At 70.6% G+C, this 21,601-nt stretch carries 20 protein-coding genes; 3 read left to right on the forward strand and 17 right to left on the reverse strand.

Features of this window, described 5'->3' with window-relative positions:
* Positions 1-74 precede the first annotated feature (74 nt).
* The gene (locus tag KB221_13685) at positions 75-1,571 is read right to left on the reverse strand and encodes an aldehyde dehydrogenase family protein (protein ID WIY69116.1); all 1,497 of its coding nucleotides are present in this window, start codon (positions 1,569-1,571) and stop codon (positions 75-77) included.
* 114 nt (positions 1,572-1,685) lie between these two features.
* On the opposite strand from KB221_13685, the gene KB221_13690 reads away from it, so the two are divergent.
* The 3 genes from KB221_13690 to KB221_13700 all read left to right on the forward strand — a co-directional run bounded on the left by KB221_13690 (position 1,686) and on the right by KB221_13700 (position 4,744).
* A complete protein-coding gene (locus KB221_13690; protein ID WIY69117.1) occupies positions 1,686-2,096 on the forward strand; it encodes a CBS domain-containing protein in 411 nt (136 codons plus the stop codon).
* A gap of 93 nt (positions 2,097-2,189) precedes the next feature.
* A complete protein-coding gene (locus KB221_13695) occupies positions 2,190-2,765 on the forward strand; it encodes a hypothetical protein (protein WIY69118.1) in 576 nt (191 codons plus the stop codon).
* A 107-nt stretch (positions 2,766-2,872) separates the two neighbouring features.
* Positions 2,873-4,744: an ATP-binding protein gene (locus KB221_13700; GenBank protein WIY69119.1), complete on the forward strand. Its 1,872-nt coding sequence runs from the start codon at positions 2,873-2,875 to the stop codon at positions 4,742-4,744.
* Positions 4,745-4,746: 2 nt separating this feature from the next.
* Here the strand turns inward: KB221_13700 and KB221_13705 are convergent, their stop codons facing one another.
* From KB221_13705 to KB221_13780, 16 genes are all read right to left on the reverse strand, one after another.
* Complete coding sequence (locus tag KB221_13705) at positions 4,747-5,265, reverse strand: periplasmic heavy metal sensor (GenBank protein WIY69120.1); 519 nt, start codon at positions 5,263-5,265, stop codon at positions 4,747-4,749.
* Positions 5,262-5,690, reverse strand: a complete 429-nt coding sequence (locus KB221_13710) for a hypothetical protein (protein WIY70934.1) — start codon at positions 5,688-5,690, stop codon at positions 5,262-5,264. Before KB221_13710 ends, KB221_13705 begins: the two co-directional genes overlap by 4 nt.
* Positions 5,691-5,695: 5 nt before the next feature.
* Positions 5,696-6,259 carry an RNA polymerase sigma factor gene (locus KB221_13715; protein WIY69121.1) on the reverse strand — a complete coding sequence of 188 codons (564 nt, stop codon included), beginning with the start codon at positions 6,257-6,259 and terminating at the stop codon, positions 5,696-5,698.
* Between the two features lie 66 nt (positions 6,260-6,325).
* Positions 6,326-6,955: an EF-hand domain-containing protein gene (locus KB221_13720; GenBank protein ID WIY69122.1), complete on the reverse strand. Its 630-nt coding sequence runs from the start codon at positions 6,953-6,955 to the stop codon at positions 6,326-6,328.
* Between the two features lie 52 nt (positions 6,956-7,007).
* Positions 7,008-9,896, reverse strand: coding sequence for a bifunctional [glutamine synthetase] adenylyltransferase/[glutamine synthetase]-adenylyl-L-tyrosine phosphorylase (locus KB221_13725; protein ID WIY69123.1), 2,889 nt, complete (start codon positions 9,894-9,896; stop codon positions 7,008-7,010).
* The gene (locus tag KB221_13730) at positions 9,893-11,299 is read right to left on the reverse strand and encodes a HAMP domain-containing sensor histidine kinase (protein ID WIY69124.1); all 1,407 of its coding nucleotides are present in this window, start codon (positions 11,297-11,299) and stop codon (positions 9,893-9,895) included. The genes KB221_13725 and KB221_13730 overlap by 4 nt, the downstream gene beginning before the upstream one ends.
* A 9-nt stretch (positions 11,300-11,308) precedes the next feature.
* Entirely contained in the window at positions 11,309-11,980 is a 672-nt protein-coding gene (locus KB221_13735) for a response regulator transcription factor (protein ID WIY69125.1), read from the reverse strand.
* Between the two features lie 69 nt (positions 11,981-12,049).
* Positions 12,050-13,591, reverse strand: a complete 1,542-nt coding sequence (locus tag KB221_13740) for a trypsin-like peptidase domain-containing protein (protein ID WIY69126.1) — start codon at positions 13,589-13,591, stop codon at positions 12,050-12,052.
* A gap of 178 nt (positions 13,592-13,769) precedes the next feature.
* Positions 13,770-14,273: a cytochrome c-type biogenesis protein CcmH gene (locus KB221_13745; protein ID WIY69127.1), complete on the reverse strand. Its 504-nt coding sequence runs from the start codon at positions 14,271-14,273 to the stop codon at positions 13,770-13,772.
* Entirely contained in the window at positions 14,270-16,252 is a 1,983-nt protein-coding gene (locus KB221_13750) for a heme lyase CcmF/NrfE family subunit (protein WIY69128.1), read from the reverse strand. Before KB221_13750 ends, KB221_13745 begins: the two co-directional genes overlap by 4 nt.
* On the reverse strand, positions 16,249-16,734 hold the full coding sequence (ccmE, locus tag KB221_13755) for a cytochrome c maturation protein CcmE (protein WIY69129.1): 486 nt from the start codon (positions 16,732-16,734) through the stop codon (positions 16,249-16,251). The genes KB221_13750 and ccmE overlap by 4 nt, the downstream gene beginning before the upstream one ends.
* Positions 16,731-17,540, reverse strand: a complete 810-nt coding sequence (gene ccmI / locus KB221_13760) for a c-type cytochrome biogenesis protein CcmI (protein WIY69130.1) — start codon at positions 17,538-17,540, stop codon at positions 16,731-16,733. The genes ccmE and ccmI overlap by 4 nt, the downstream gene beginning before the upstream one ends.
* A gap of 18 nt (positions 17,541-17,558) precedes the next feature.
* Complete coding sequence (locus KB221_13765; GenBank protein ID WIY69131.1) at positions 17,559-18,920, reverse strand: hypothetical protein; 1,362 nt, start codon at positions 18,918-18,920, stop codon at positions 17,559-17,561.
* 82 nt (positions 18,921-19,002) lie between these two features.
* Positions 19,003-20,451 carry a sensor histidine kinase gene (locus tag KB221_13770; protein ID WIY69132.1) on the reverse strand — a complete coding sequence of 483 codons (1,449 nt, stop codon included), beginning with the start codon at positions 20,449-20,451 and terminating at the stop codon, positions 19,003-19,005.
* Positions 20,448-21,128 (reverse strand): response regulator transcription factor, encoded by a 681-nt coding sequence (locus KB221_13775; GenBank protein ID WIY69133.1) that lies wholly within the window; start codon positions 21,126-21,128, stop codon positions 20,448-20,450. The genes KB221_13770 and KB221_13775 overlap by 4 nt, the downstream gene beginning before the upstream one ends.
* Positions 21,129-21,428 (reverse strand): hypothetical protein, encoded by a 300-nt coding sequence (locus KB221_13780; protein WIY69134.1) that lies wholly within the window; start codon positions 21,426-21,428, stop codon positions 21,129-21,131.
* Between the last annotated feature and the right edge of the window lie 173 nt (positions 21,429-21,601).

Below are 21,601 nucleotides of genomic sequence, written 5' to 3' on the forward strand. Positions count from 1 at the left end.
TTTGCCCAAGAAGATCGCCTTCGGCGCCGCTGGGTTCCGGCCTTCGCCGGAATGACGATAGCAGGGGGTGTGCTCTAGAGGTCGAACTTCACCCCCTGCGCCAGCGGCAGGTCCCGGCTGAAGTTCACGGTCTGGGTCTGGCGACGCATATAGGCCTTCCAGGCGTCCGAGCCGCTCTCGCGGCCGCCGCCGGTGTCCTTCTCGCCGCCGAAGGCCCCGCCGATCTCGGCACCCGAGGGGCCGATGTTGACGTTGGCGATGCCGCAGTCAGAGCCCCAGGCGGAGAGGAAGGCTTCGGCCTCGCGGACGCTGTCGGTGAAGACGCAGGAGCTCAGGCCCTGGGGCACGGCGTTCTGCATGGCGACGGCTGCGTCGAAGTCCGACCAGGTCAGGACATAGAGGATGGGGGCGAAGGTCTCGTGCTGCACCACCGCGCTCTGGGCCGGCATGCGGACGATGGCGGGGCGGACGTAGACGCCGTCACGGTCGACGCGGTCGCCGCCGACAACGATCCGGCCGCCCTGTTCAACGGCCTGCGCCAGCGCCATGTCGAAGCCGTGCGCCGAAGCCTCGTCGATCAGCGGGCCGATCAGGATGCCGTCTCCGCGCGGGTCGCCGACGGGCAGGGTTTGATAGGCGGCGGCCAGACGGGCGACGAGGGCGTCGGCGATGCTCTCGTGCACCAGCAGGCGACGCAGGGTGGTGCAGCGCTGGCCGGCGGTGCCGACGGCCGAGAAGGCGATGGCGCGGACGGCCATGTCGAGGTCGGCGCTGGGCGTCACGATCATGGCGTTGTTGCCGCCGAGCTCCAGCAGGCTGCGGCCGAGGCGGGCGGCGACGGTCTGGGCCACGGCCCGGCCCATGCGGGTGGAGCCGGTGGCGGAGACGAGCGGGATGCGGGCGTCGGCGGCCAGCGCCTCGCCGGCCTCGCGACCGCCGATGACCAGCTGGGACAGGCCTTCCGGGGCGTCCGCAAAACGGGCGATGGCGCGGTCGAGGATGGCGTGGGTGGCCAGGGCGGTCAGGGGGGTCTTTTCCGACGGCTTCCAGATCACCGGGTCGCCGCAGACGAGGGCAAGGCAGGCGTTCCAGGCCCAGACCGCGACGGGGAAGTTGAAGGCCGAAATGACCAGCACCGGGCCCAGCGGCTGCCAGGTCTCGCGCATGTGGTGGCCGGGGCGTTCGGAGGCGATGGTGAGGCCGTAGATCTGGCGCGACAGGCCGACGGCGAAGTCGCAGATGTCGATCATCTCCTGCACCTCGCCGAGGCCCTCGGAGACGATCTTGCCGGCTTCGAGGGTGACGAGGCGGGCGAGGTCGTCCTTCGAGGCGCGCAGCTCCTCGCCCAGCAGGCGGACCAGTTCGCCGCGGCGCGGCGCGGGCAGACGTTTCCACTGATGGAAGGCGGTCACAGCGCGATCGGCGACGGCGCCGAGGTCAGGCGTCTCGGCCACGCGGCCGGCGACCGAGCCGTCGATGGGCGAGCGGGCCTCGAAGCCGTCGGAGCTCCAGACCGACGCGGGCACGCCCAGCCTTTGAAGAATTTCCTTCGCCTCGTTCGCCGCCGTCATCGTCGTTCTCCGTCGTGTGCCGGGCCGTTTAGCCTTCCCTGAGGCCGGGCGAAAGCGGAACCGGGCACAGGTCCGGGGGTTCTGGTCGCAACCCCAACCACCGGAGAACCCGCCATGAAAGTTCGCGACGTAATGAGCAAGGACGTCCAGGTCGCCCGGCCCGGCGACAGCCTTCAGGAAGTCGCCGCACGCATGGCGGCCGGCGATTTCGGCTTCATGCCGGTGGCCGACGGCGACACCCTGATCGGCACGATCACCGACCGCGACATCGCCGTCCGCGCCGTGGCCGGCGGCGCCGCCTGCACCTCGCCCGTGGTCGAGTACATCTCGCGCGACCCGCACAGCGCCCGCGATGATGACGATCTGAAGAGCGTGCTGGACGCCATGGGCACCAAACAGATCCGCCGCCTGCCGGTGCTGGACAAGGACAACCGGCTGGTCGGGGTGGTGTCCCTGGGCGACCTGTCCACGCGGGTGAAGGAGAAATACGCCGGCGAGGCGCTGGAAGGCATCTCGCGCAACTGACCCGGAGGCGGGCGTTAAGGTCCGCTTCACCCTTTCGCCAAACCGGGTGTTCACACGGCCGTGACAGGCTTGCGCTGAACACCGGAGAATCCGATGGCGCGTGCACAGTTCCAGAAGGGACAGAAGGTCTGGGTCGAATGCGTCGGCGCATGGGCCCAGATCGAGAAGGTCCAGCCCGTCTGGGCCAAGGGCTTCGAGGAACCCGTGCGCGTCACCTATGACGTCGGACTGGGCCGCGAGTTTCTCGGCCATGAGCTGCTGCTGCCCAGCGACGATCCGGCCGCCAACGCCGGCGAAACCTGGCGGTTGATGCGGGCGAGAAACAAGTGGCAGACCGCTGAGGACTGTCCCCACCACCCCTTCCCCGGCACCTACCCGGTGGTGGTAACCGACAAGGCGGACTGGGGCGGCTGGCGGGTGCCCGGCGCGGAATACGACCGCGACCCGGATCAGATCGAGTTCCAGGCCCGGCTGATCGCCGCCGCCCCGCGCCTGATGGCCCTGGCCGAGCGTCTGACCGCCTCGGTCGATGAGGCGCCGGACGACGCGCCGCCTGAACTGCTGATGCTGGCCCGCGAGGCGCGGACCGTGCTCAAGTCGGTCACCGACGTATTGTCGTCCCCGCCGGACGGAGCCGCCGCCGCACCGCGGCAATCGCGGGCGGCCTGAAGCACGGCAGCGCGATAAAAGGTTGATGGTTTCTAACCAAGCCTCGACAGGAATCCGCGACGCAGCCTAGATTCGCTGTTCAACGTCGAATCCTTGGGGAGAGCGCCTTGCGGGGTGAGGAGCGCCGCGTAACGAGCGAGGGGCGGCGCACAACCGATCGTGATCGGGGACCGCCCGCCTGGCTTCGCATCGCCATACTGGCGCTCGCCCTGGCGATCACGGCGCATGTCCTGCTGGTCGCGCGATCCCTGCAAGGTCCGGAGGCCGCGAGTCCGCTCAGCGGGTTCAGCTGGAGCGACCTGTGGGTCCTCGGCCCGCCGATCGCCATCGGCCTGTTCACGCTTGCCCTCGTCCTTCATCTGCAAGGCCGCCAACAGGGCATCAGCCGGGCCTGGGCGGCGTCCGAGCGGCGTTTCCGCGGCGCGGTCGAAGCCGCCCGCTGCGGCGTCTGGGAATGGGATACGGAGACGGAACAGGTCACCGTCTCGGACTATATGGCCGAGCTGATGGGGCTGGACCGGAGCGGGTCCATACCGTCCGACGAGATCATGGCCCGGATCCATCCGCGTTATCATGATGCCGTGCAGCATGCCCTGCGACAGGCCCAGACCTTCGGCGCGTTTGACGTCACCTTCCCGGTGGCTGATGCCCAGGGCAAGGCGCGCTGGATCGATGCCCGGGGTCAGGCCCGCGGCGACCGCGGCGAAGAAGGCTTCACCAGTGTCCTGGGCGTGGCGCTGGACACCACCGAGGCCCGTCGGGCCAAGGCCCAGGCCCAGGCCGCCGAAAGCCGGCTGCGCGACGGTATCGAAAGCGTGTCGGACGCCTTCGTCCTGTTCGACAAGAATGGCCGGCTGATCCTCTCGAACCAGGCCTTCCAGGACGCCTTTGCCTTCGAGCCCGGTGTCCTGCGGCGCGGCGTGTTCAAACAGGATCTCAACCAGATCGCCGCCCTCGCCATCAAGGCCGACCAGCCGGCCGCGGGCGGCCGCGCCGGCGCGCGGGAGATCGAGCTGCATGACGGGCGCTGGCTGCAGCTGATCGAGCGCTTCACCTCGGACGGCGGCTCGGTCGTGACGGCGGCCGACATCACCGCCATCAAGCAGAAGGAAGCCGAACGCCAGCGCGCCACCGAACGCCTGCACGTCACCATCACCGAGCTGGAAGACCGCGAGGAGAAGCTGTCGCTGCTGGCGCGCAAATACGAAGTCGCCATGACCCGCGCGGAGGCGGCCAACCAGGCCAAGTCCGAATTCCTGGCCAATATGAGCCACGAGCTCCGCACACCGCTGAACGCCATCAACGGCTTCTCGGAGATCATGGCCGGCGAGATGTTCGGGCCGCTGGGCGATCCGAAATACAAGGGCTACGCCGCCGACATCCTGAAGTCGGGCCAGCACCTGCTGTCGCTGATCAACGACGTGCTGGACATGGCCAAGATCGAGGCCGGCAAGCTGACGCTGCACTATGAGACCGTGTCGCTGAAGGAGGTGGTCGACGACGCCGCCCGGCTGATGCGCGGCAAGATCGAGGAGGCGGGGCTGAACCTGGTGGTCGACGCGCCGGAGCTGCCCGAGATCGAGGCCGACTATCGCGGACTGAAACAGGTGGTGCTGAACCTGATCTCGAACGCGGTGAAATTCACGCCCGTGGGCGGCCACATCGTCGTGGCCCTCTCACGCGAGGACGACGACCGGCTGCGGGTGGCGGTCACCGACACCGGCATCGGCATCGCCGCCGAGGACCTGCAGCGGCTGGCGCGGCCGTTCGAACAGGTCGAGGGCCAGCACTCCAAGACCACCCAGGGCACCGGCCTGGGTCTGGCCCTGACCAAGTCGCTGATCGAACTGCACGGCGGCATGCTGACCATCGAGAGCGAGCCGGGCCGGGGCACGACCGTGGGCTTCGACATTCCGATCCGGCGGCCGGGGCAGCCGTCGAGGACACAGCCGGCCCCGATGCAGGCGCGGGCGGCCTGACGTCAGGCCGGCGGCGTCGCTTTCGCGGCGGCGGCTTGCGGCTCGCGCCCGCCCCGATCCCGGCCGGCGGCGCGGCCCCGACGGGTCAGGATTTCCGACAGGGCCCGGCGGTCATCCGGCTCCAGCGTGGCCAGCAGGGCCACGGCGTCAGCCTCAAGCCGCGCACGGCCGCGGATCTCCGCATTGCGGGATTCCTCCAGCAGCGCCCGGGCCCGGGCGGGGTCGAACGTCGCGGACTGTCCCATCTCCACGGCCTGACGCCGCTTCAGGCGCGCCTCCTCGAAATCCGGCCGGGCCGCGAGAGCCGAGGCCCGCATGGCAGCGCGCACCCGCTCGCGAACCGTCGGGTCAAGCTGGTCGATCAGGCGCATCGGCGAGCCCACCCGGGCCGGACGGTGCTGGGCCTCAACCTGTTGCTCGACCTGGGCGCGGGTCACGAACAGGGTCGCCCCGGCCGCGACAGCGAACAGGTTCAGCGCCACCGAGGCCGCCAGCGCAATCTTCAGAGCCTTGGGGCTCATCCGAGCACCTCCGCATCGTCCACCCCGAGCAGGGAGGCCTGGTAGAGGACCGCCTCGGCCTGGGCGTCGGCGGTCAGATGGCCGGTCATAATGACTCCCGCAAATATGCCGGCGCAGGCCGCGGCGGCCCAGCCGGCGCCGAGCGCCAGCCCCAGCCGGTCGAGCCAGCGACGCCCTTCGCGACGCGCCTTCAGGCCGGCCCCGGCGGCCGAGGCGATGACCCGGTCGCGCAGGGCCATGGACGGGTGGGCGACGCGGGAAGCATGCAGCAGGGCGTCCGCCGCATCGGCGTCGGCGAGGGCCGGGCCGGCGACAGCGGGATCAGCCGCCGCAAACGCCTGGGCCGCCGCGCGCTCAGCCTCGGGCCAGCGCCGTGCGTCGGCACCATAGGCCGCGACCAGGGCGAGGAACCGTTCCGACGTCATCACACTCATGCTCCTTCAGCACCCGGCCGGATATCGGCCAGGGCCTGTCTCAAGGCCCGTCGTCCGCGCGACAACAGGCTTTCCAGCGCGTCCACACTGACCGCCATCAGGGCCGCGGCCTCGATATTGGTCAGCTCCTGATAGTGACACAGGACAATGGCCTCGCGCTGACGGTCCGGCAGGCGCGCCAGCGCCGCATCGACCCGCACCCCGACGTCCGCCGCCAGCAGCCCCCGGTCCGGCGACGGCCCGGTGTCGGGCTGGTCCGGCGGCGTCGCCGTGACCGTCTCGCGCCGCCGGCGCAGCCGATCGTAGCAGAGGTTGAGCCCGACCCGGTGCAGCCAGGTGTCGAATTTGGCCTGCCCCGGGGTCCAGCGCGGCGCCTGTTTCCAGGCCCGCAACATGGCGTCCTGGGCCACGTCCTCGGCCTCGGCCGCATCGCCCAGCATCCGTTGCGCCAGCGCCAGCATACGGGGCAGCTTGCGCGCGACCATGGCCTGGATCGCCGCCGGGTCGCCCTGACCCACGCGACGCACCAGCTCCTCGTCGGGGTCGGCGATCAGCGCCAATCCGGCCCTCTTCCGTTGCTACCGAAAGGGTCGCCCGGTTCATGACCGCCGTCCCTGACATCATCCTTACTCCGAAGCAGACGCCGGAGGCGACGCCTGACGCGCGGCGCGACGTTCTGCCATGCGTTCACGACGATGCTCGCGCATGGCCTGACGACCGGCCCGGCCCTCGGCGGCGGTGACGAAGCCGTCGTGATCGGCGTCGAGACGGGCGAAGGCCTGTTCGGCGCGGGTCTGGACGTCGGCGATGACGACCGGACCGCGGGCCTCCATCCGGCCCAAGCCGTGTTGACCGCGAGCGGGGCCACGCTGGGCGCGCATCGGCCGGGGACCGCGATCGGCGCGGGCTTCACGACCGGTCTCGCGGGCGCTGTCGAACTCGTCGCGGCTGACCGAACCGTCGTCATTGGCGTCCAGCCGGTCGAAGCGGGCGTCGGCGCGGCCGGCCCTTTGGGCCTGCATCGCGGCGCGGCGTTCGTCCGCCGTCACCGAGCCGTCGCGGTCGGCGTCGATGGCGGTCAGACGCTGCACGCGCTGTCCGACAAACTCGGCCTGGCTGAGGCGGCTGTCGCCATCGGCATCAGCGCGCATGGGCCGGGCCGGAGCCTGCTGGGCGATTGCGACGCCGGCCGAGGCCAGCATGAGGACGGCCAGGCTGCCGGCCAGAAGGGTCTTGTGCATCTCGTTGATCTCCATGGCCGCCTCACGCGGCCTCAGTCCCTGTCTGGAGAGTGAAACGCCGCTGTCGTCAGTCTCCGTCGCGGGGCGGCGCCAGGACGGAGTCAAAAGCGGCCCGCGCGGCGGTCCGGACCCCGACCAGCCGGGTTTTCAGGGTCTCGAAATCCGCCAGGCCCGCAGCCTCGGCGAGACGGCGGCGGAAGCCTTCGGGCTCGTGCTCCGGGTCCGGTTTGTCGTCGAAGGCAGCGCTGAGAATCTGGCCCAACGCCTGTTGCAACCGCCAGGCCTCGGCGAGGGCGGGTTCCGCCGCGAGGGCCTCGAGGGTCGACACGGTCAGCGGCCCACCGCCGGCGGCGGCCTTCAGCTGATGCACCTGGGCAACGAACTCGGCATCGACCTGACCGCCGGGCGCCAGCTTGAGGTCCCACGCCCCCTGCCCCGGCCGTTCGCGCGCCATCAGATCGCGCATCCGGCGGGCGTCGGCGGCGACGTCCACGCCCGGCCGCGGCCGCCGCAGGATGGCCTCCAGCGCTGCCGTCGCGCGCGCGCCGAACGCCGGATCATCGGTCCAGACCACCCGAGCGCGGGTCAGGGCCATGAACTCCCAGGTGTCGGCCTCGGTGGCGTAATAGTCCTCGACCGCCGACAGCCGCAGCGACACCGGCCCCTTGGCCGCACCGGGCCGAAGCCGCATGTCGACCTCATAGAGGCCGCCCTCGGCCGTATGCGCCGACAGGGCCGCGATCAGCCGCTGGGTGAAGCGGGAATAGAAGACACCGGCGGCCCAGCCCTTGCCATTCGACATCGCCTCGTGCGGGGCGTCATAGAGGGTCATCAGGTCGAGGTCCGAGCCGGCGGTCATTTCGCGCGACCCGGCCTTGCCGAGGGCGACGACGGCGACGGAACCGCCCGGCAGCTCTCCGCCCTGACGCACGGCCTCGGCCATGGCGGCCGGGGCCAGGGCGTCCATCACGGCGTCGGCCAGGGCGGTATAGGCGCGGCCCGCCGCCTCCGGCCCGGCGTGACCGGCCAGTGTCTGGAGGCCGATACGGAACATCTGCTCGCGATGGACGCGACGCGCGGCGTCGAGCGCGGTCTCGAAGTCCGGCGCGGCCGCCGCGTCGGCCCGCATCTGGTCGACCAGACCGGAATCCTCGTCGATGGCCCGGGCGAAGCGGGCGTCCAGCATACTGTCCAGGGCGGCGGGATAGCGGCCGAGGGTGCGGGCCAGCCGGGGGGCGAAGGCCATGACGCCGACGACGAGGTCGAACAGCCTGGGCTGGGCGAGAAACAGGGCCTGGACCTGCACCCCGCTGTTGAGGCCGGCGAAGAAGACGGCGAACCGGCGGAAGGCGGCATCGGCCGCGCCGGTGTCGGCCAGCGCCGTCAGCAAGCGGGGGGCGAGCCGGGTGAACAATTCACGGCCACGGGCCGACCGGGTGGCCGGGATGCGGCCGTGGTGCCAGCTGCGGATCGTGTCGGCGATCGTTCCCGGCTCGGCGAAACCCATCCGTTCCAGCGTCGCCAGGGTCTCGGGGTCGTTTTCGACGCCGGTGAAGACCAGCGAACCATAGGGGGACGACAGGGACTCCTCCCCCTCGAACAGCCCACCATAGGTGCGGTTAACCCCGACCAGCAGGGCCTCGACGCCATGATCGAAGCCGGCCAGATCGCCCTGCCCCGCCAGCGCCGCCACGGCCGCGCGCCGCGCCGGAGCGGCCGGCAGGATGTGGGTCTGTTCGTCGTCGAGCATCTGCACCCGGTGCTCGAGGCCGCGCAGGGCCGCATAGGCGGCGGTCAGTTCGGCGCAGGCCTCCGGGCTGACATGGCCGGCGTCGCGCAGGGCGGCGAGGGCATCGACGGTGCGCGGGCTGCGCAGGGCGGGGTCGCGACCGCCGAGGATCAACTGCTGGGTCTGGGCGAAGAATTCGATCTCGCGAATGCCGCCCCGGCCCAGTTTCAGATTGGCCCCGGCGGCGTCCATGCCCTCGCCGGTCTTGTGGACGTGGATCTGGCGCTTGATCGACTGGATATCGAGGATGGCCGGATAGTCGAGACTGCGGCGCCAGATGAAGGGCCTCAGCGCCTTCACGAACCCGGCGCCGGCGGCGAGGTCGCCAATCACCGGCCGGGCCTTGATGAAGGCGGCGCGCTCCCAGTTCTGGCCGACGCTTTCATAATAGGCGAGCGCCATGGGGGCGGCGACCACGGGCGGGGTGGACGAGGGGTCCGGGCGCAGTCGCAGGTCGAAACGGAAGACATAGCCGTCGCCGGTCCGCTCCTGCATCAGGGAGGCCAGGGCGTGGGCGGCGCGGTCGCAGAATTTCTGCGGCTCGACCCCTTCGGCCAGGGCGCTCTCCAGCGCCTCCGGCTCCCAGAACAGGCTGATGTCGATGTCGGAAGAGTAGTTGAGCTCGAAGGCTCCGTGCTTGCCCATGGCCAGGCCGAACAGGCCGGGGATGGGACCGCGAGGATCGTCGGCCGCCGAGACCAGCTTGCCCCGCTCGCGCTGGTCGTGGGCCACGGCGCGCAGGGCGGACCGGGTCGAGGCGTCGGCGAAACGGCTGAGCGCGCCGGTGACGGCGTCCAGATCCCAGACGCCGCCGAGATCGCACAGGGCGGTCAGCAGGTGCAGTTCCGCCTTGAGCCAGCGCAGCGGTGCGCGGACGTCGTCGGCGCCGCCGGTCAGGGCCTCGGTGGCGGAGAGGATGGCCGCCAGCCGGTCTTCCGGTGCCGTCTCCAGCGTCAGCCGGAGCCGCTCGGGCCAGCGCCGCGCCAGGCCGCCCAGATAGGGGGAGGCCGCGAAGACGGGAGCCAGCGCCGGCCAGGCGGCGTCCATCGCATCGGTCCAGCCACCTTCGCGCGCCGCCTCGCACAGGCGTTCATGGACCCGGTCAGCCGCGACGGCGTCGACGACCGGGCCGCATGGAACCATAAGGGCGCCGAGCGGGCCGCTCATTCCGCCGCCGGCAGGACCAGGGCGACGCGCAGGCCGGGGCCGAAGCCGCCGTATTCGCCGGGGCCTTCATCCAGCAGGATGCGGCCGCCGTGGGCCTCCATCACCGCCCCGACCAGCGACAGGCCGAGACCCGAGCCCGCTTCTGTGCGGCTGTTGTCGAGGCGCACGAAGCGTTCGATGACGCGTTCGCGGTCCGCCTCGGGCACGCCGGGGCCGGTGTCGGTGACGGAGTATTCGATCTCGCCCGAAGACCGCCGGCGCGCGCGCAGCATCACGGCACCGCCGGTGGGCGTGTATTTGATGGCGTTGTCGATGATGTTGGCCAGGGCCTGGGCCAGGAAGGGCTGGTTGCCCTCGATCATCAGGCCGCGCTCGATCTCGGCCGAGAACTCCAGCCCCTTGTCCTCCGAGGCGGGCTCGTACAGCTCGGCCATGTCGGCGGCGAGGTCGGCGGCGTCGAACACCTTCGGGTCCGGGGTGCGGCCGGCCGCGGACTGCAGACGGGCGATGGCGAGGACGGTGTTGAAGGTCTTGAGCAGATTGTCGGCCTCGTCGAGGGCCAGCTGGACCGCGTCGACGCCGTCGATCCGGCCGGCCTCGGCGTCCATCAGCGCGACCTCCAGCTTGGCCCGCATCCGGGTCAGGGGCGAGCGCAGGTCGTGGGCGATGGCGTCGCCGGCGTGGCGGATCGAGGCCATGGAACCTTCCAGCCGGTCCAGCATGGTGTTCAGTCCGGAGCCCAGTTCATCCAGTTCGTCGCCGGAGTTGCGGACCTCGGCCCGGGCCTTGAGGTCGCCCTCCTGCACCGCCGTGACGACCTTGCCGAGCCGGCCCATGGCGTGTTCGAGGTTGCGACTGACCAGCACCCCGCCCGCCAGACCGAGCAGCAGCACAATGCCCATGGCGGTCCACAGGGCCTGGGTCAGGCGGGCCAGATAGGCCTCGGTGTCGCCGAGCGACTGGCCGACGAACAGCATGCCGCCGTCCTTCAGCCGACGCTGGACGCCCCTGACCTGGGGCCGGGTCACCCGTCCCTCCACATCGGTGTCAGTGAAGGGGAAGGTGATCCACTGCTGCTCTTCTTCGAGCGTCTCGATCGGGAAGATCGTCAGGCTGCCGGCGAACCAGCCGCCATCGGCAGGCTCCAGCCGGTAGAGGAAGGCGCTGTCCCGCAGGGTGCGGTCGATCACTTCCCGGTTCAGGGCATCCAGACCCCGCGCTTCGTAAATGCCGGCCAGGACCTCCATCTCGCCGCGCACGTCGCGCTCGGCCTTGGTCCGCGCCTCGGAGGCCGAGGCGAAATAGACATAGGCCAGGATGGCGCTGGCCGCCGCCGCGAACAGGGCGAGGAACAGCAGCGTCAGCCGGAAGGGCGTGCGGCGCAGGAGGGAGGGAAGCCGCATCGCGGTTGCTTACGGCTCCAGCCGGTACCCCGCCCCGCGCACCGTCTGCAGCATGGCGTGGTCGAAGCCCTTGTCGATCTTGGCGCGCAGGCGGCTGATGTGGACGTCGATGACATTGGTCTGGGGGTCGAAATGATATTCCCAGACCTTCTCCAGCAGCATGGTGCGGGTCACCGACTGGCCGGCGTGGCGCATCAGGAACTCCAGCAGCTGGAACTCGCGCGGCTGGAGGTCGATCTCCTTGCCGGTGCGATGCACGGTGCGGGCGATCAGGTTCATCTCGAGGTCGCCGACCTTGAGCATGGTGGCGACGCTGCCGGTCTCACGACGGCGCGACAGGGCCTCGACCCGGGCGATCAGTTCGGAGAAGGCATAGGGCTTGACCAGATAATCGTCGGCGCCGGCCTTCAGGCCCGTGACGCGGTCCTCGACCTCGCCGAGGGCGGACAGGAACAGGACCGGGGTCTGGTCCCCGTCCTTGCGCAGGGTCTCGACCATGCCGATGCCGTCGAGGCGGGGCATCATCCGGTCGACGACATAGACGTCATAGCCGCCCTTCTGGGCCTCCAGCAGGCCGAAGGCGCCGTCGACGGCGTGGGTCGGCTCGTGCCCGGCTTCGGTCAATCCCCGGACCATGGCGGTCGCGGCTTCAGCGTCGTCCTCGACCACCAGAATGCGCATGGAATCAGCCCTCAAATGCGGAATCGCCGCCGATGTTAGCGCATCGGCGGCGATGGGGGCAGTTACGGCTTATTCAGGTTTGGGAAGCGGCAGCACGATCGGCGAGTTGCCCTGCGGGGTCCAGACGATCAGGAAGACGCCCGACCGGTTGGACCGACGCGCCGCGTCGATGGCGGCCTGAAGTTCAGCCGGTGTCCGGATCGGACCCGACCCGCTGCGCGTGATGACAAAGCCGGGCCGGAAATTCAGCTCGCCAATGGTCTCGGCGGCGGTCACCACCAGCCCGTTGACCGGGGCCGGAATGGAGTAACGCCGGCGCAGGGCTTCCGACATTGGCGCCACGGTCAGGCCGCCGACGGAGGTGCCGGCCAATTCCTGTGCCGAGGGATTGTCCGAATCCTGATCCGGTCGGGCGTTCAGTTCGGACTCGGGCGGCCGCGCGCGCACCCGGATGGACAGGTTCTGTCTGCGGCCGTCGCGCAAGACCTCAAGGCGAACGGTCTCGCCCGGGCTGACCTGACCGATGCGGCGGGTCAGATCCGTCCGGTCGCGCACGACCGTTCCGTTCAGCCGGGTGACGATGTCGCCGATCTGGACGCCGCCGGCCTCAGCCGGGCCGCCGGCGGTCAATTCACCGACGAGGGCTCCGGTGAAGTCTGCGGGAAGCCCGAGCGCTTCGATCTGATCGCGGCTGAGATTCTGGATGCCGACGCCGACGTATCCGCGCTCGATGGTCTCGCCGCGCATCAGGCGATCCGTGATCGGCTTGGCCACCGAGGCCGGGATGGCGAAGCCGATGCCGACCGAGCCGCCCGTCTGCGAGAAGATGGCCGCGTTGACGCCGATGACACGGCCGTAGATGTCGAAGGACGGCCCGCCCGAATTGCCCTGGTTGATGGCCGCGTCGATCTGGAGATAGTCGACATAGGCGCTGTCGATGTCGCGACGGCCCTGGGCCGAAACGATGCCGGCCGTGGCCGTTCCGCCCAGACCGAACGGGTTGCCGACCGCGATAACCCAGTCGCCGACGCGAGGCTGGGCCGTCTCCTCGAAGGAGACGAACGGGAAGTCCGTGCCCTCGACCTTGATGACCGCGAGATCGGTGTTCTCGTCGCGGCCTATCAGGCGCGCATCCATCTCGCGGCCGTCGGCCAGTTTGACGCGGATGCTGGTGGCGTCGGCGACGACGTGGTTGTTGGTGACGATGTAGCCGTTGGCCGCGATGAAGAAGCCGGAACCGGCCCCCAAGGCGGTCGCGCCCTCGCCTTCAGCCTCCTCGCCCTCTTCTCCACCGGGGCCGCCGGGCACAGGCACGGCGCCGAGGCCGGGAACCTGGATGAAGCGCTGACGCTGGGCGACCCGGGTCCTGACCTCGATCTGCACCACGGCCGGGGCGACCTGGGCGAAGATGTCGGCGAAGCTGAGCGGCGCGCCCTGCGGCGGGGCGAAGGCGAGGCCGGCACCGCCGTTGTCGGGCGAGAGACGGCCCGTGAAGCCCGCCACCGGGCCCGCATTGGCCGAGGGCCAGTCGATGACGCCGCCGGCGGTCGCCGCGGCGGCGAAGGTCAGGCCAGCAATGGCCCCCAGCATGAATTCCTTGCGCTTCATCATAGGCGTGTCTTGCGATCCTCTCGTCGGGCGCGGAACGCCCGTTAGGCCTTGTAATATAGGGCCGCGCCCCCTTTCACCAACGTTGCCGCGTCGTGAAGGGTCCGCAGTCCCTGCGAGCCTGCTTCACGCTCTCCTCGGAACCGCGAAGCGATTCCTCCTCAAACGACCAGGCTCGGGCCTAGTCGTCAGACGGCTTTGCGTCAGGATCGGGGCGAACCGCCTGATCGGCGAGTATCCGCGCCAGATCGGCCTCTTCAGCGGCCGAGAGCGGTTCTGCCACGACAGAGCGGCGGCGCGCCGAGAACCACAGGCCACCGCCCGCCGCCAGCAGCACCGCCAGCGGCCCGAACCAAAGCAGCCAGGTCCCGCCCCGCAGTGGCGGGGTGAACAGGACGAAGTCGCCGTAGCGGCGCACCAGATCGTCCCGGACCTGCTGATCACTACGCCCGGCCGCGATCTGTTCGCGCACCAGGGCGCGCACGTCCGCGGCGAGGCCGGCAGGGCTGTCGGCAATGGCCTCGTGCTGGCAGACGACGCAGCGGATGTCGTCGAACAGGGCCTGGGCCCGCGCCTCCTGCGCCGCATCCGCCAGCGGCCGGTCCGGCGTAGGCGGCGGCTCCTGCGCCGCCACCGGCGCGGCGGTCAGGAACAGGGCGGCGGCAAGCAGGAGAACGCGTTTCACGCCGCAGGCTTCCGGTTCACGCCCAGCCTCAGCCGCCGGTCCAGCAGCGACAGCAGGCCGCCCAGGGCCATGATCGCCGGGCCGAGGAAGATCAGCCGCGCCCAGGGATTCCACCAGACGCGGACATTCCAGGCCGGGGCGCCGGCGGCCGTCTGGCCGCGCTCGCCCAGCACCACATAGACGTCGTCCAGCCCGCGGAAATCGAGGCCGACCTCGGTCGTGGTCTGGCCGCCGGTGGGGAAGAAGCGGCGTTCGGCGGTGACCGTCTTCGGCGAGCCGCCGTCGCGCAGGGTCACGGTGAGTTTTCCCTGCTCAGCCAGGTAGTTCGGGCCCTCGACCACACGGACGGAGTCCAGGGTCACGGCCCATTTGCCGGCCTCGAGGGTCTGGCCGGGGGCGATCGGGCGGGCCGCCTCGACGCGATAGCCGGTCTCGACCACCGCCCCGAGCACGAAGACGCCCAGCCCGGCATGGGCCAGGGTCGTGCCCCAGGCGCCGAGCGGCAGACCCCGCGCACGACGCAGACACTCGGCCGGGGGCACGCGGAACAGCCGGAGCCGCTCGGCGACCTCGGCGAGGGAGCCGAGGATCAGCCAGGTGCCGAGACCGATGCCGGCGCCCGACAAGGCCTTCCTGGGGTCGAACGCCATCCAGCCCGCCAGCGCGATCAGGATCGACAGACCCGCGGCCAGGGCCAGCCGCTGGCCCACGCCCTTCAGGTCGCCGCGCTTCCACGCCAGCAGCGGGCCCGCGGGCACGATCAGGCAGGCGGCGGCCATCAGGGGCACGAAGGTCAGGGCGAAATAGGGCGGGCCGACCGAGATGGTCGCGCCGTTCGCCGCCTCGAGGATCAGCGGATAGAGGGTGCCCAGCAGGACGGTGGCGCAGGCCGCGGTGAGGAAGACGTTGTTCAGCACCAGCGCGCCCTCGCGGCTCACCGGGGCGAACATCCCCCCGCCCTTCAGCTGCGGCGCGCGCCAGGCGAACAGGGCGAAGGCGGCCCCGGAGGTCGCGCCGAGGATGGCCAGCAGCATCAGGCCGCGCTCGGGATCGACGGCGAAGGCATGGACGCTGGTCAGGACGCCCGAGCGGACGAGGAAGGCCCCCAGCATGGAGAAGGTGAAGGCCAGCAGGGCGAGGAAGGTCGTCCAGCCCGCCAGCGCCCCGCGCCGCTCGGTGACCACGGCCGAGTGCAGCAGGGCGGCACCGGCCAGCCAGGGCATGAAGCTGGCGTTCTCGACCGGATCCCAGAACCACCAGCCGCCCCAGCCCAGCTCATAGTAGGCCCAGAAGGCACCGAGGGTGATGCCGACCGTCAGGAAGGCCCAGCTGGCCAGGGCCCAGGGCCGCACCCAGCGGCCCCATGCCGGCCAGAAGCTGGAGTTGGCCCGGCCCTCGATCAGGGCGGCCACCGCCAGCGAGAAACAGACCGATAGCCCGACGTAGCCCGCGTAGAGGAAGGGCGGGTGGAAGGCGAGCGCCGGGTCCTGCAGCAGCGGGTTCAGCGAATTGCCCTGGAACGGGGCCGGATCCAGCCGCTCGAACGGATTGGAGGTGAAGACGGCGAAGGCGAGGAACATCAAGCCGAGCAGGCCCTGCGTGGCCACGGCCGAGGTCTTGAGCCCGAACGGCAGGCCGCGCGCGCGCGTCAGGAGCGCGCCGAACCCGGTCAGGACCAGACACCACAGCACCAGCGAGCCCTCGTGGCTGCCCCAGGCCGCGGCGACCTTGTAGAGCATCGGCTTGTCGGTGTGGCTGTTGGCCGCGACATTGGCGACCGAGAAGTCAGAGGCCGCGAACGCCTGGATCAGGGCGGCAAAGGCCAGGGCCACGGCGGCCGCACAGGCCCAGGCCGCGCCCTCCGCGGCACCGGCCAGCACCGGACTGCGGCGCAGGCGGCCGGCGACGGCCATGCCCGTCTGCAGCGTGGCCAGCGCCAGGGCCAGGATCAGGGCGAAGGCGCCCAGTTCAACGGTCACGTCGTCGGCGCTCCCGCAGCAGCCGCGGTGCCCTCGGGCCGCCACTCGCCCTTGGCCTTGAGTCGTTCCGCGACCTCGCGCGGCATGTAGTTCTCGTCGTGCTTGGCCAGCACCTGGGTGGCGCGGAACGACCGGTCCGGCTCGAAGCTGCCCTGCGCGACAATACCCTGCCCCTCGCGGAACAGGTCGGGCAGGTCGCCGTGATAGACGATGCGGGTGGTCGCGGCATTGTCCGTGATCGCAAAGGCGACCTCGCCATCGGCCCCGCGGACCACGCTGCCCGTCTCGACCAGTCCGCCGAGGCGAATGACCCGGCCCACGGGGGCGGTCTCGGCCGTCGCCTCGGACGGCGAGAAGAAGAAGGTGACGTTGTCGCGCATGGCGTAGAGCGACAGGCCGACCGCGACCGCCAGCACCGGCGCCACCGCGGCGACCACCCAGAGGCGACGACGCGCCTTCGGCGACTTGGGAAGCCAGCTCATTGCGTTTCTCCCGGCATGCGCCGTTGCAGGTCAGCCCGGCGTGGATCGGCCGGGTCGAGGGCGGCGATCAGGGGACCCCACATGGCCCGGACCATTGCCGCCTCATTGCGGGCGAGGGCGGCCTCGCCGAGGAAATAGCGCGCGCCCAGCTGGCCGGGATCGCGGCGCAGGGCCTGGGCGAAGGCGGCCTCGGCGTCGCCGCCGACCACGCCGCCGTTGGCGCGGGTCAGGCTCTCGCCCAGTCGCGCCCAGCTTTGCGCGTCGTCGGGCTGCAGGGTCAGCGCCCGGCGGAAGGCCGAGGCCGCGCCGATCGGATCGCCGGCCTCGAACCGGGCCGCGCCCAGCATGGTCAGGGCTTCATGATCATTGGGCCGGTCCCGCACGACCCGGGCGGCCACGGCGGCGACCTGCGGCGGCTGCAGCGTCTCCAGTTCGGTTGTCCACTGATCCACACGGCGCTCATACGCCTGATCGGGCAGTCCGGGCGCGCCGATCCCGGCGTAGAGGCCCAGGGCCGCTACGGCCGTGACCACCAGCCCGGCCAGCACCCAGAACCGGTCCCTTGTCCCGGCCCTGGCCGGTTCGGCCTCCCGGTCGGAGACGAGGATGCGGCGCCCGGCCTCGGCGCGGGCCGCGGTCCAGCCGGCCTCATCCAGCAGACCCCGGGCCTTGAGGCGATCGAGTTCTGCCAGTTCAGCGGCGGCGGATATGGTCTCGTCGGCGTCCGCGCCACGTCGGGCACCGGCGAGGGCGCACAGGCCCGCGAGAGCCGTCAGCAGCGCCGCCATGATCCAGAATGCCGTCATCCCCGGCGATGTAGCCGATCACGCGGCCCGCGACGAGGCCTCGGACCCCGTTGCAGGGGTGCCAGCGACCGCGGCCCGACGCCGCACCGTGCGGGCGGGTTCGTCGGCGTCGATGTGATCGAGGCAGAGGGCGGTCAGTTCGACGAGCCCGAGCGCATGGGCCTCATCCTCGGCCTCGCGTTCATTGATCATCCGCAGCGCCTGGTCGGCATAGTCCGACAACCGGGCGATCAGGGCGTCGACCAGGGTCTTGCGGTCGGCCTCGCAGCCGAACGTCGAAGCCGGGCCGCGCACCGAGCCGACCAGCTGCAGCAGGCTGAGCGCGGCGTCGACCGTTGGCCCCACAACCGGGGCCGACAGCCGCGGCAACTTGCGCGTCATGCGTCCGGCGATCTGCACCCGCTCCAGCGGCAGGGCTTCTTCCACGGCCTTGTCCGCCGCACGCAACAGGCCGGACAGGCAACGGGCGATGGCCACACGCCCATCCCGTACGGACTTGCCCCAAACGCTCTGCGGACTGAGGGTCAGGGTCACGTCCAGCTCGGCGAGCACGCTGGCGCACCAGTTCAGGTCGGCGATCACCGTCCCGACGTGGGCGAGGTCAGCCCCCGGCTTGAACGCCTCGATCTTGCGGGCGCGGACATCGACGCCGGCGATCAGCCGGTCGACAAACCCGGCCAGCTCCGATTCGCTGAGGAAGCCCTCGCGCCCGGCCGAAAGCGACGTCTGGGTGAGGATCCGCAGGATCAGCACCGCGTCATCCAGATGGGCGAACAACATTTCCAGCACGCGCTGGGCACCGTCGACATGAACCCCGGCGCAGTCCTTGAGCAGCAGCCGCAGTTCGGCGATCTGGTCGCCGTCAGGGCGTTTGAGCCAGATCTCCAGCGACGGCAGACCGCGCCGCCCCAGGTGGGCGAGGTCAAGGCAGGCCATCAGGTCGGCGAGCCCCTTCTGGCGCAGCGCTTCATCGCCTGCAGGCGGCCAGACAAGGTCCGGCTGGTCGCGCACGACACTGGCCGCCGTCTGGCAGAAGCGATCAGCCATCGCGACGCACGAGCCCTCCTCCCCGTCCAGGTGAATCAGCAGGTCAGGCTCGCGTTCACTGGCAGCGCGCCAGAGGCGGGGCAGGACATGCGGCGGGAAGGTCATGGCCGAAATGCCGTCGGTCCGTAGACGGAACATCGGGATCAGCGGTGCCAGCACCATGGCGCGACGCACGCGGTCGCGGGTCTCCTGCTCGACAATCGTCCGCAGCTCGGCGGCCCGGCCACCGCCCAGCGGTGCCACAGCGGCCGAAACGGCCCTGAGCGCGGGTTCGGGACACCGCGCCAGAAGGGCGGTGAGCGCGACGCGATGGGCGACGGAGAGCCCGGCCATAGGAAAATCCCGAACCGGACTCGTGCCGGCCTACAGGACTGTGGTGACACAGTGTTAACAATCGATATCCATACGGCGGACGTCAGGCCTCTGCTGCAGGCAGTTCCAGCAGGACCTTCAGGCCACCGAGATCGCTGTCGGCCAGGGTGATCTTGCCGCCATAGGCACGCGTAAGCTCGACCACGATGGAAAGGCCAAGGCCGGACCCGGGCGTGGTCTCATCCATGCGGGCACCACGTTCGAGGGCGGCTTCGCGCTGGTCCGCCGGCAGACCGGGACCATCGTCCTCGACCACCACCACCATCTGGCCCAGACCGGTCGGACCGGCGGAGATGCGGACCCGCCGCTTCGCCCATTTGCAGGCGTTTTCCATCAGATTGCCGAGGATTTCCTGCAGGTCCTGGCGCTCGCCCCGGAAGCCGAGCTCGTCGGGCGCGCGCCAGTCGATCTCGACGGACTTTTCCTCGAACACCCGCTCCAGCATGACCGCCATCTCGTCCAGCACCTCGGCGATGGGCGTGCGTTCGCCCAGCAACTGGGCGCGGGCGGCGGCGCGGGCGCGGCGCAGATGGTGGTCGACCTGGGCCTTCATCACCTCGGTCTGTTTGCGGACCATGTCGGGCAGGTCGCCCGTCTGCGATCCGGCCTCGGCCAGCATGACCGACAGCGGCGTCTTGAGCGCATGGGCCAGGTTGCCCACGTGGGTGCGCTGGCGCTCGACCGTCTCCTGATTGTGGTCCAGCAGGCGGTTGACCTGTTCGGCCAGCGGCTGGATTTCCATCGGATAGCTGCGGGCGATGCGGGCGGCCTTGCCCTTGCGGACGTCGGCGATCTCGTTGCGGAGGCTGAACAGGGGCCGAAGACCGATCTGCACCTGAAGGAAGACGGCGATGACCAGGCCCACGCCGAGGATCAGCAGGGCGGTCCAGGTGAAGGTCGCGAACTGGCGTGTGTCATTCTCGATATTGGTCCGGTCGATCGCGGCCATGAAGACCAGCGGCTCGGTGCGCCCCGGCAGCGACTTCAGGCTGGCGGCGACACGCAGGGGCTGACGCAGCGGCGGACGCAGGAAGCCGGAGTCATTGAAGCTGATCGTGGCACCGTTGGCACCGGCCAGCCGGTCGGGCAGCCCCCGCGGCACGGCCAGCGCTTCTCCGGCGAGGGAGGGCGAGCCGGCGATGAAGCGCATGCCGCCTTCCCCGTCCAGCTCGGCAACCGCCCAGTATTTTCCGGACAGGGCCCGGTTGGTCTGCGCGTCCGGGATATCAGCGACGACGATGCCGTCAGGGCCGGCATTGGTGGCGATCACCACCTCGTCGATCGTTTCGGCCAGCACATTGCCGAGCCGTCTCAGGGCGGATTCCTGGTACTGGCTGGTCAGGGCCCAGCCGGTCATCACGAGAGCCAGCACGATCCAGGCGGAGGCCAGCCAGATCAGCCGTCGGGTCAGGCTGCGGCCCGGCCGCCCGAACCAGCGGCCCCAGGACCGGTCATCCGCCGGCGCCGCCTCGCCCCCCGCCGCTTCGGTCACGCCCCGTCGGACTCCCCGGCCAGGGGCGTCAGACGGTAGCCGAGACCGCGCACGGTCTCGATCCGGTCAGCCCCGATCTTCTTGCGCAGCCGGCCGACGAAGACCTCGATGGTGTTGGAATCGCGGTCAAAATCCTGATCGTAGAGGTGCTCGACCAGCTCGGTGCGACTGATCACCCGACCCTGGTGCATCATCACATAGTGCAGCAGCCGGTACTCGAGCGACGTCAGCCGCAGCGGCTCGCCGTTGACCGTGGCGCGGGCCGCGCGCGGGTCGAGGCGCAGGCCGCCGCACGACAGGGTCGCCGAAGCGATCCCCGCCGACCGGCGCAGCAGGGCGCGCAGGCGGGCCAGCAGTTCTTCGGTGTGGAAGGGCTTGGTCAGATAGTCGTCAGCACCGGCGTCGAAGCCCGAGACCTTGTCCGACCAGGCACCGCGCGCGGTCAGGATCAGGACGGGCGTGGTCTTGCCGTCACGGCGCCAGCGCTCCAGCACCGAGACGCCGTCGATCTTGGGCAGGCCGAGGTCCAGCACCACCACGTCATAGGGTTCGGTGTCGCCGAGGAAATGGGCTTCCTCACCGTCCGCGGCGTGGTCGACGGCATAGCCGGCGTCGCCGAGGGCCAGCTTCAGCTGGCGCGACAGATCAACGTCATCCTCGACAAGCAAGATTCGCATTCAACGCTCTCCAACGACCCGACCCGAACGGGCGTCCACCATGATGTCGGCGACGCGCCCGCCGGGATACTCCCAGCGAACGACGATGGTGTCGCCGCGGTTGCTGGCCCCCAGGAAGCGGCCCGGACGCCCGGACGAGGCGCGCTGAACCGCCTCGCCCACGCTGACGCGGGGGCGTTCGTCCTGGTCCTGCTGGCGCTCGGGCCGGTCACCGCGCGCGCCACGGTCCTGCGCAACCGCCTGCGACAGGGGCGCGGCGGCGATCAGGGCTGCAAGCAGTATGGCGGACGGGCGGATCATGGAGAGCGGTCTAGGCCCCGGGCTCTGAACGACGGCTGAACGACCAGTCTAGACATGTTTCACCTTTCGCGCCGCCCCCCTCGCGCGCGCGGCGAGGATTTGTCGTCAAGGCCCGGCATCCGGGGCGTGACGGCGAATTCATGCCGATGAATGAAAGCTGACACGCGCCGTTC

Origin of the sequence: Aquidulcibacter paucihalophilus (assembly GCA_030285985.1) — a bacterium.
Lineage (GTDB): Bacteria > Pseudomonadota > Alphaproteobacteria > Caulobacterales > Caulobacteraceae > Brevundimonas.

Bases quoted from the DNA above. Each gene is read 5' to 3' on its own strand.
- KB221_13695 (WIY69118.1), top strand. From the start codon at position 2,190: ATGGCGCGTGCACAGTTCCAGAAGGGACAGAAGGTCTGGGTCGAATGC.
- KB221_13710 (WIY70934.1), bottom strand. From the start codon at position 5,690: ATGACGTCGGAACGGTTCCTCGCCCTGGTCGCGGCCTATGGTGCCGAC.
- KB221_13740 (WIY69126.1), bottom strand. From the start codon at position 13,591: ATGATGAAGCGCAAGGAATTCATGCTGGGGGCCATTGCTGGCCTGACC.
- KB221_13775 (WIY69133.1), bottom strand. From the start codon at position 21,128: ATGCGAATCTTGCTTGTCGAGGATGACGTTGATCTGTCGCGCCAGCTG.
- KB221_13780 (WIY69134.1), bottom strand. From the start codon at position 21,428: ATGATCCGCCCGTCCGCCATACTGCTTGCAGCCCTGATCGCCGCCGCG.
- KB221_13725 (WIY69123.1), bottom strand. From the start codon at position 9,896: ATGAGCGGCCCGCTCGGCGCCCTTATGGTTCCATGCGGCCCGGTCGTC.
- KB221_13735 (WIY69125.1), bottom strand. From the start codon at position 11,980: ATGCGCATTCTGGTGGTCGAGGACGACGCTGAAGCCGCGACCGCCATG.
- KB221_13730 (WIY69124.1), bottom strand. From the start codon at position 11,299: ATGCGGCTTCCCTCCCTCCTGCGCCGCACGCCCTTCCGGCTGACGCTG.
- KB221_13720 (WIY69122.1), bottom strand. From the start codon at position 6,955: ATGGAGATCAACGAGATGCACAAGACCCTTCTGGCCGGCAGCCTGGCC.
- KB221_13685 (WIY69116.1), bottom strand. From the start codon at position 1,571: ATGACGGCGGCGAACGAGGCGAAGGAAATTCTTCAAAGGCTGGGCGTG.
- KB221_13705 (WIY69120.1), bottom strand. From the start codon at position 5,265: ATGAGCCCCAAGGCTCTGAAGATTGCGCTGGCGGCCTCGGTGGCGCTG.
- KB221_13690 (WIY69117.1), top strand. From the start codon at position 1,686: ATGAAAGTTCGCGACGTAATGAGCAAGGACGTCCAGGTCGCCCGGCCC.
- ccmI (WIY69130.1), bottom strand. From the start codon at position 17,540: ATGACGGCATTCTGGATCATGGCGGCGCTGCTGACGGCTCTCGCGGGC.
- KB221_13765 (WIY69131.1), bottom strand. From the start codon at position 18,920: ATGGCCGGGCTCTCCGTCGCCCATCGCGTCGCGCTCACCGCCCTTCTG.
- ccmE (WIY69129.1), bottom strand. From the start codon at position 16,734: ATGAGCTGGCTTCCCAAGTCGCCGAAGGCGCGTCGTCGCCTCTGGGTG.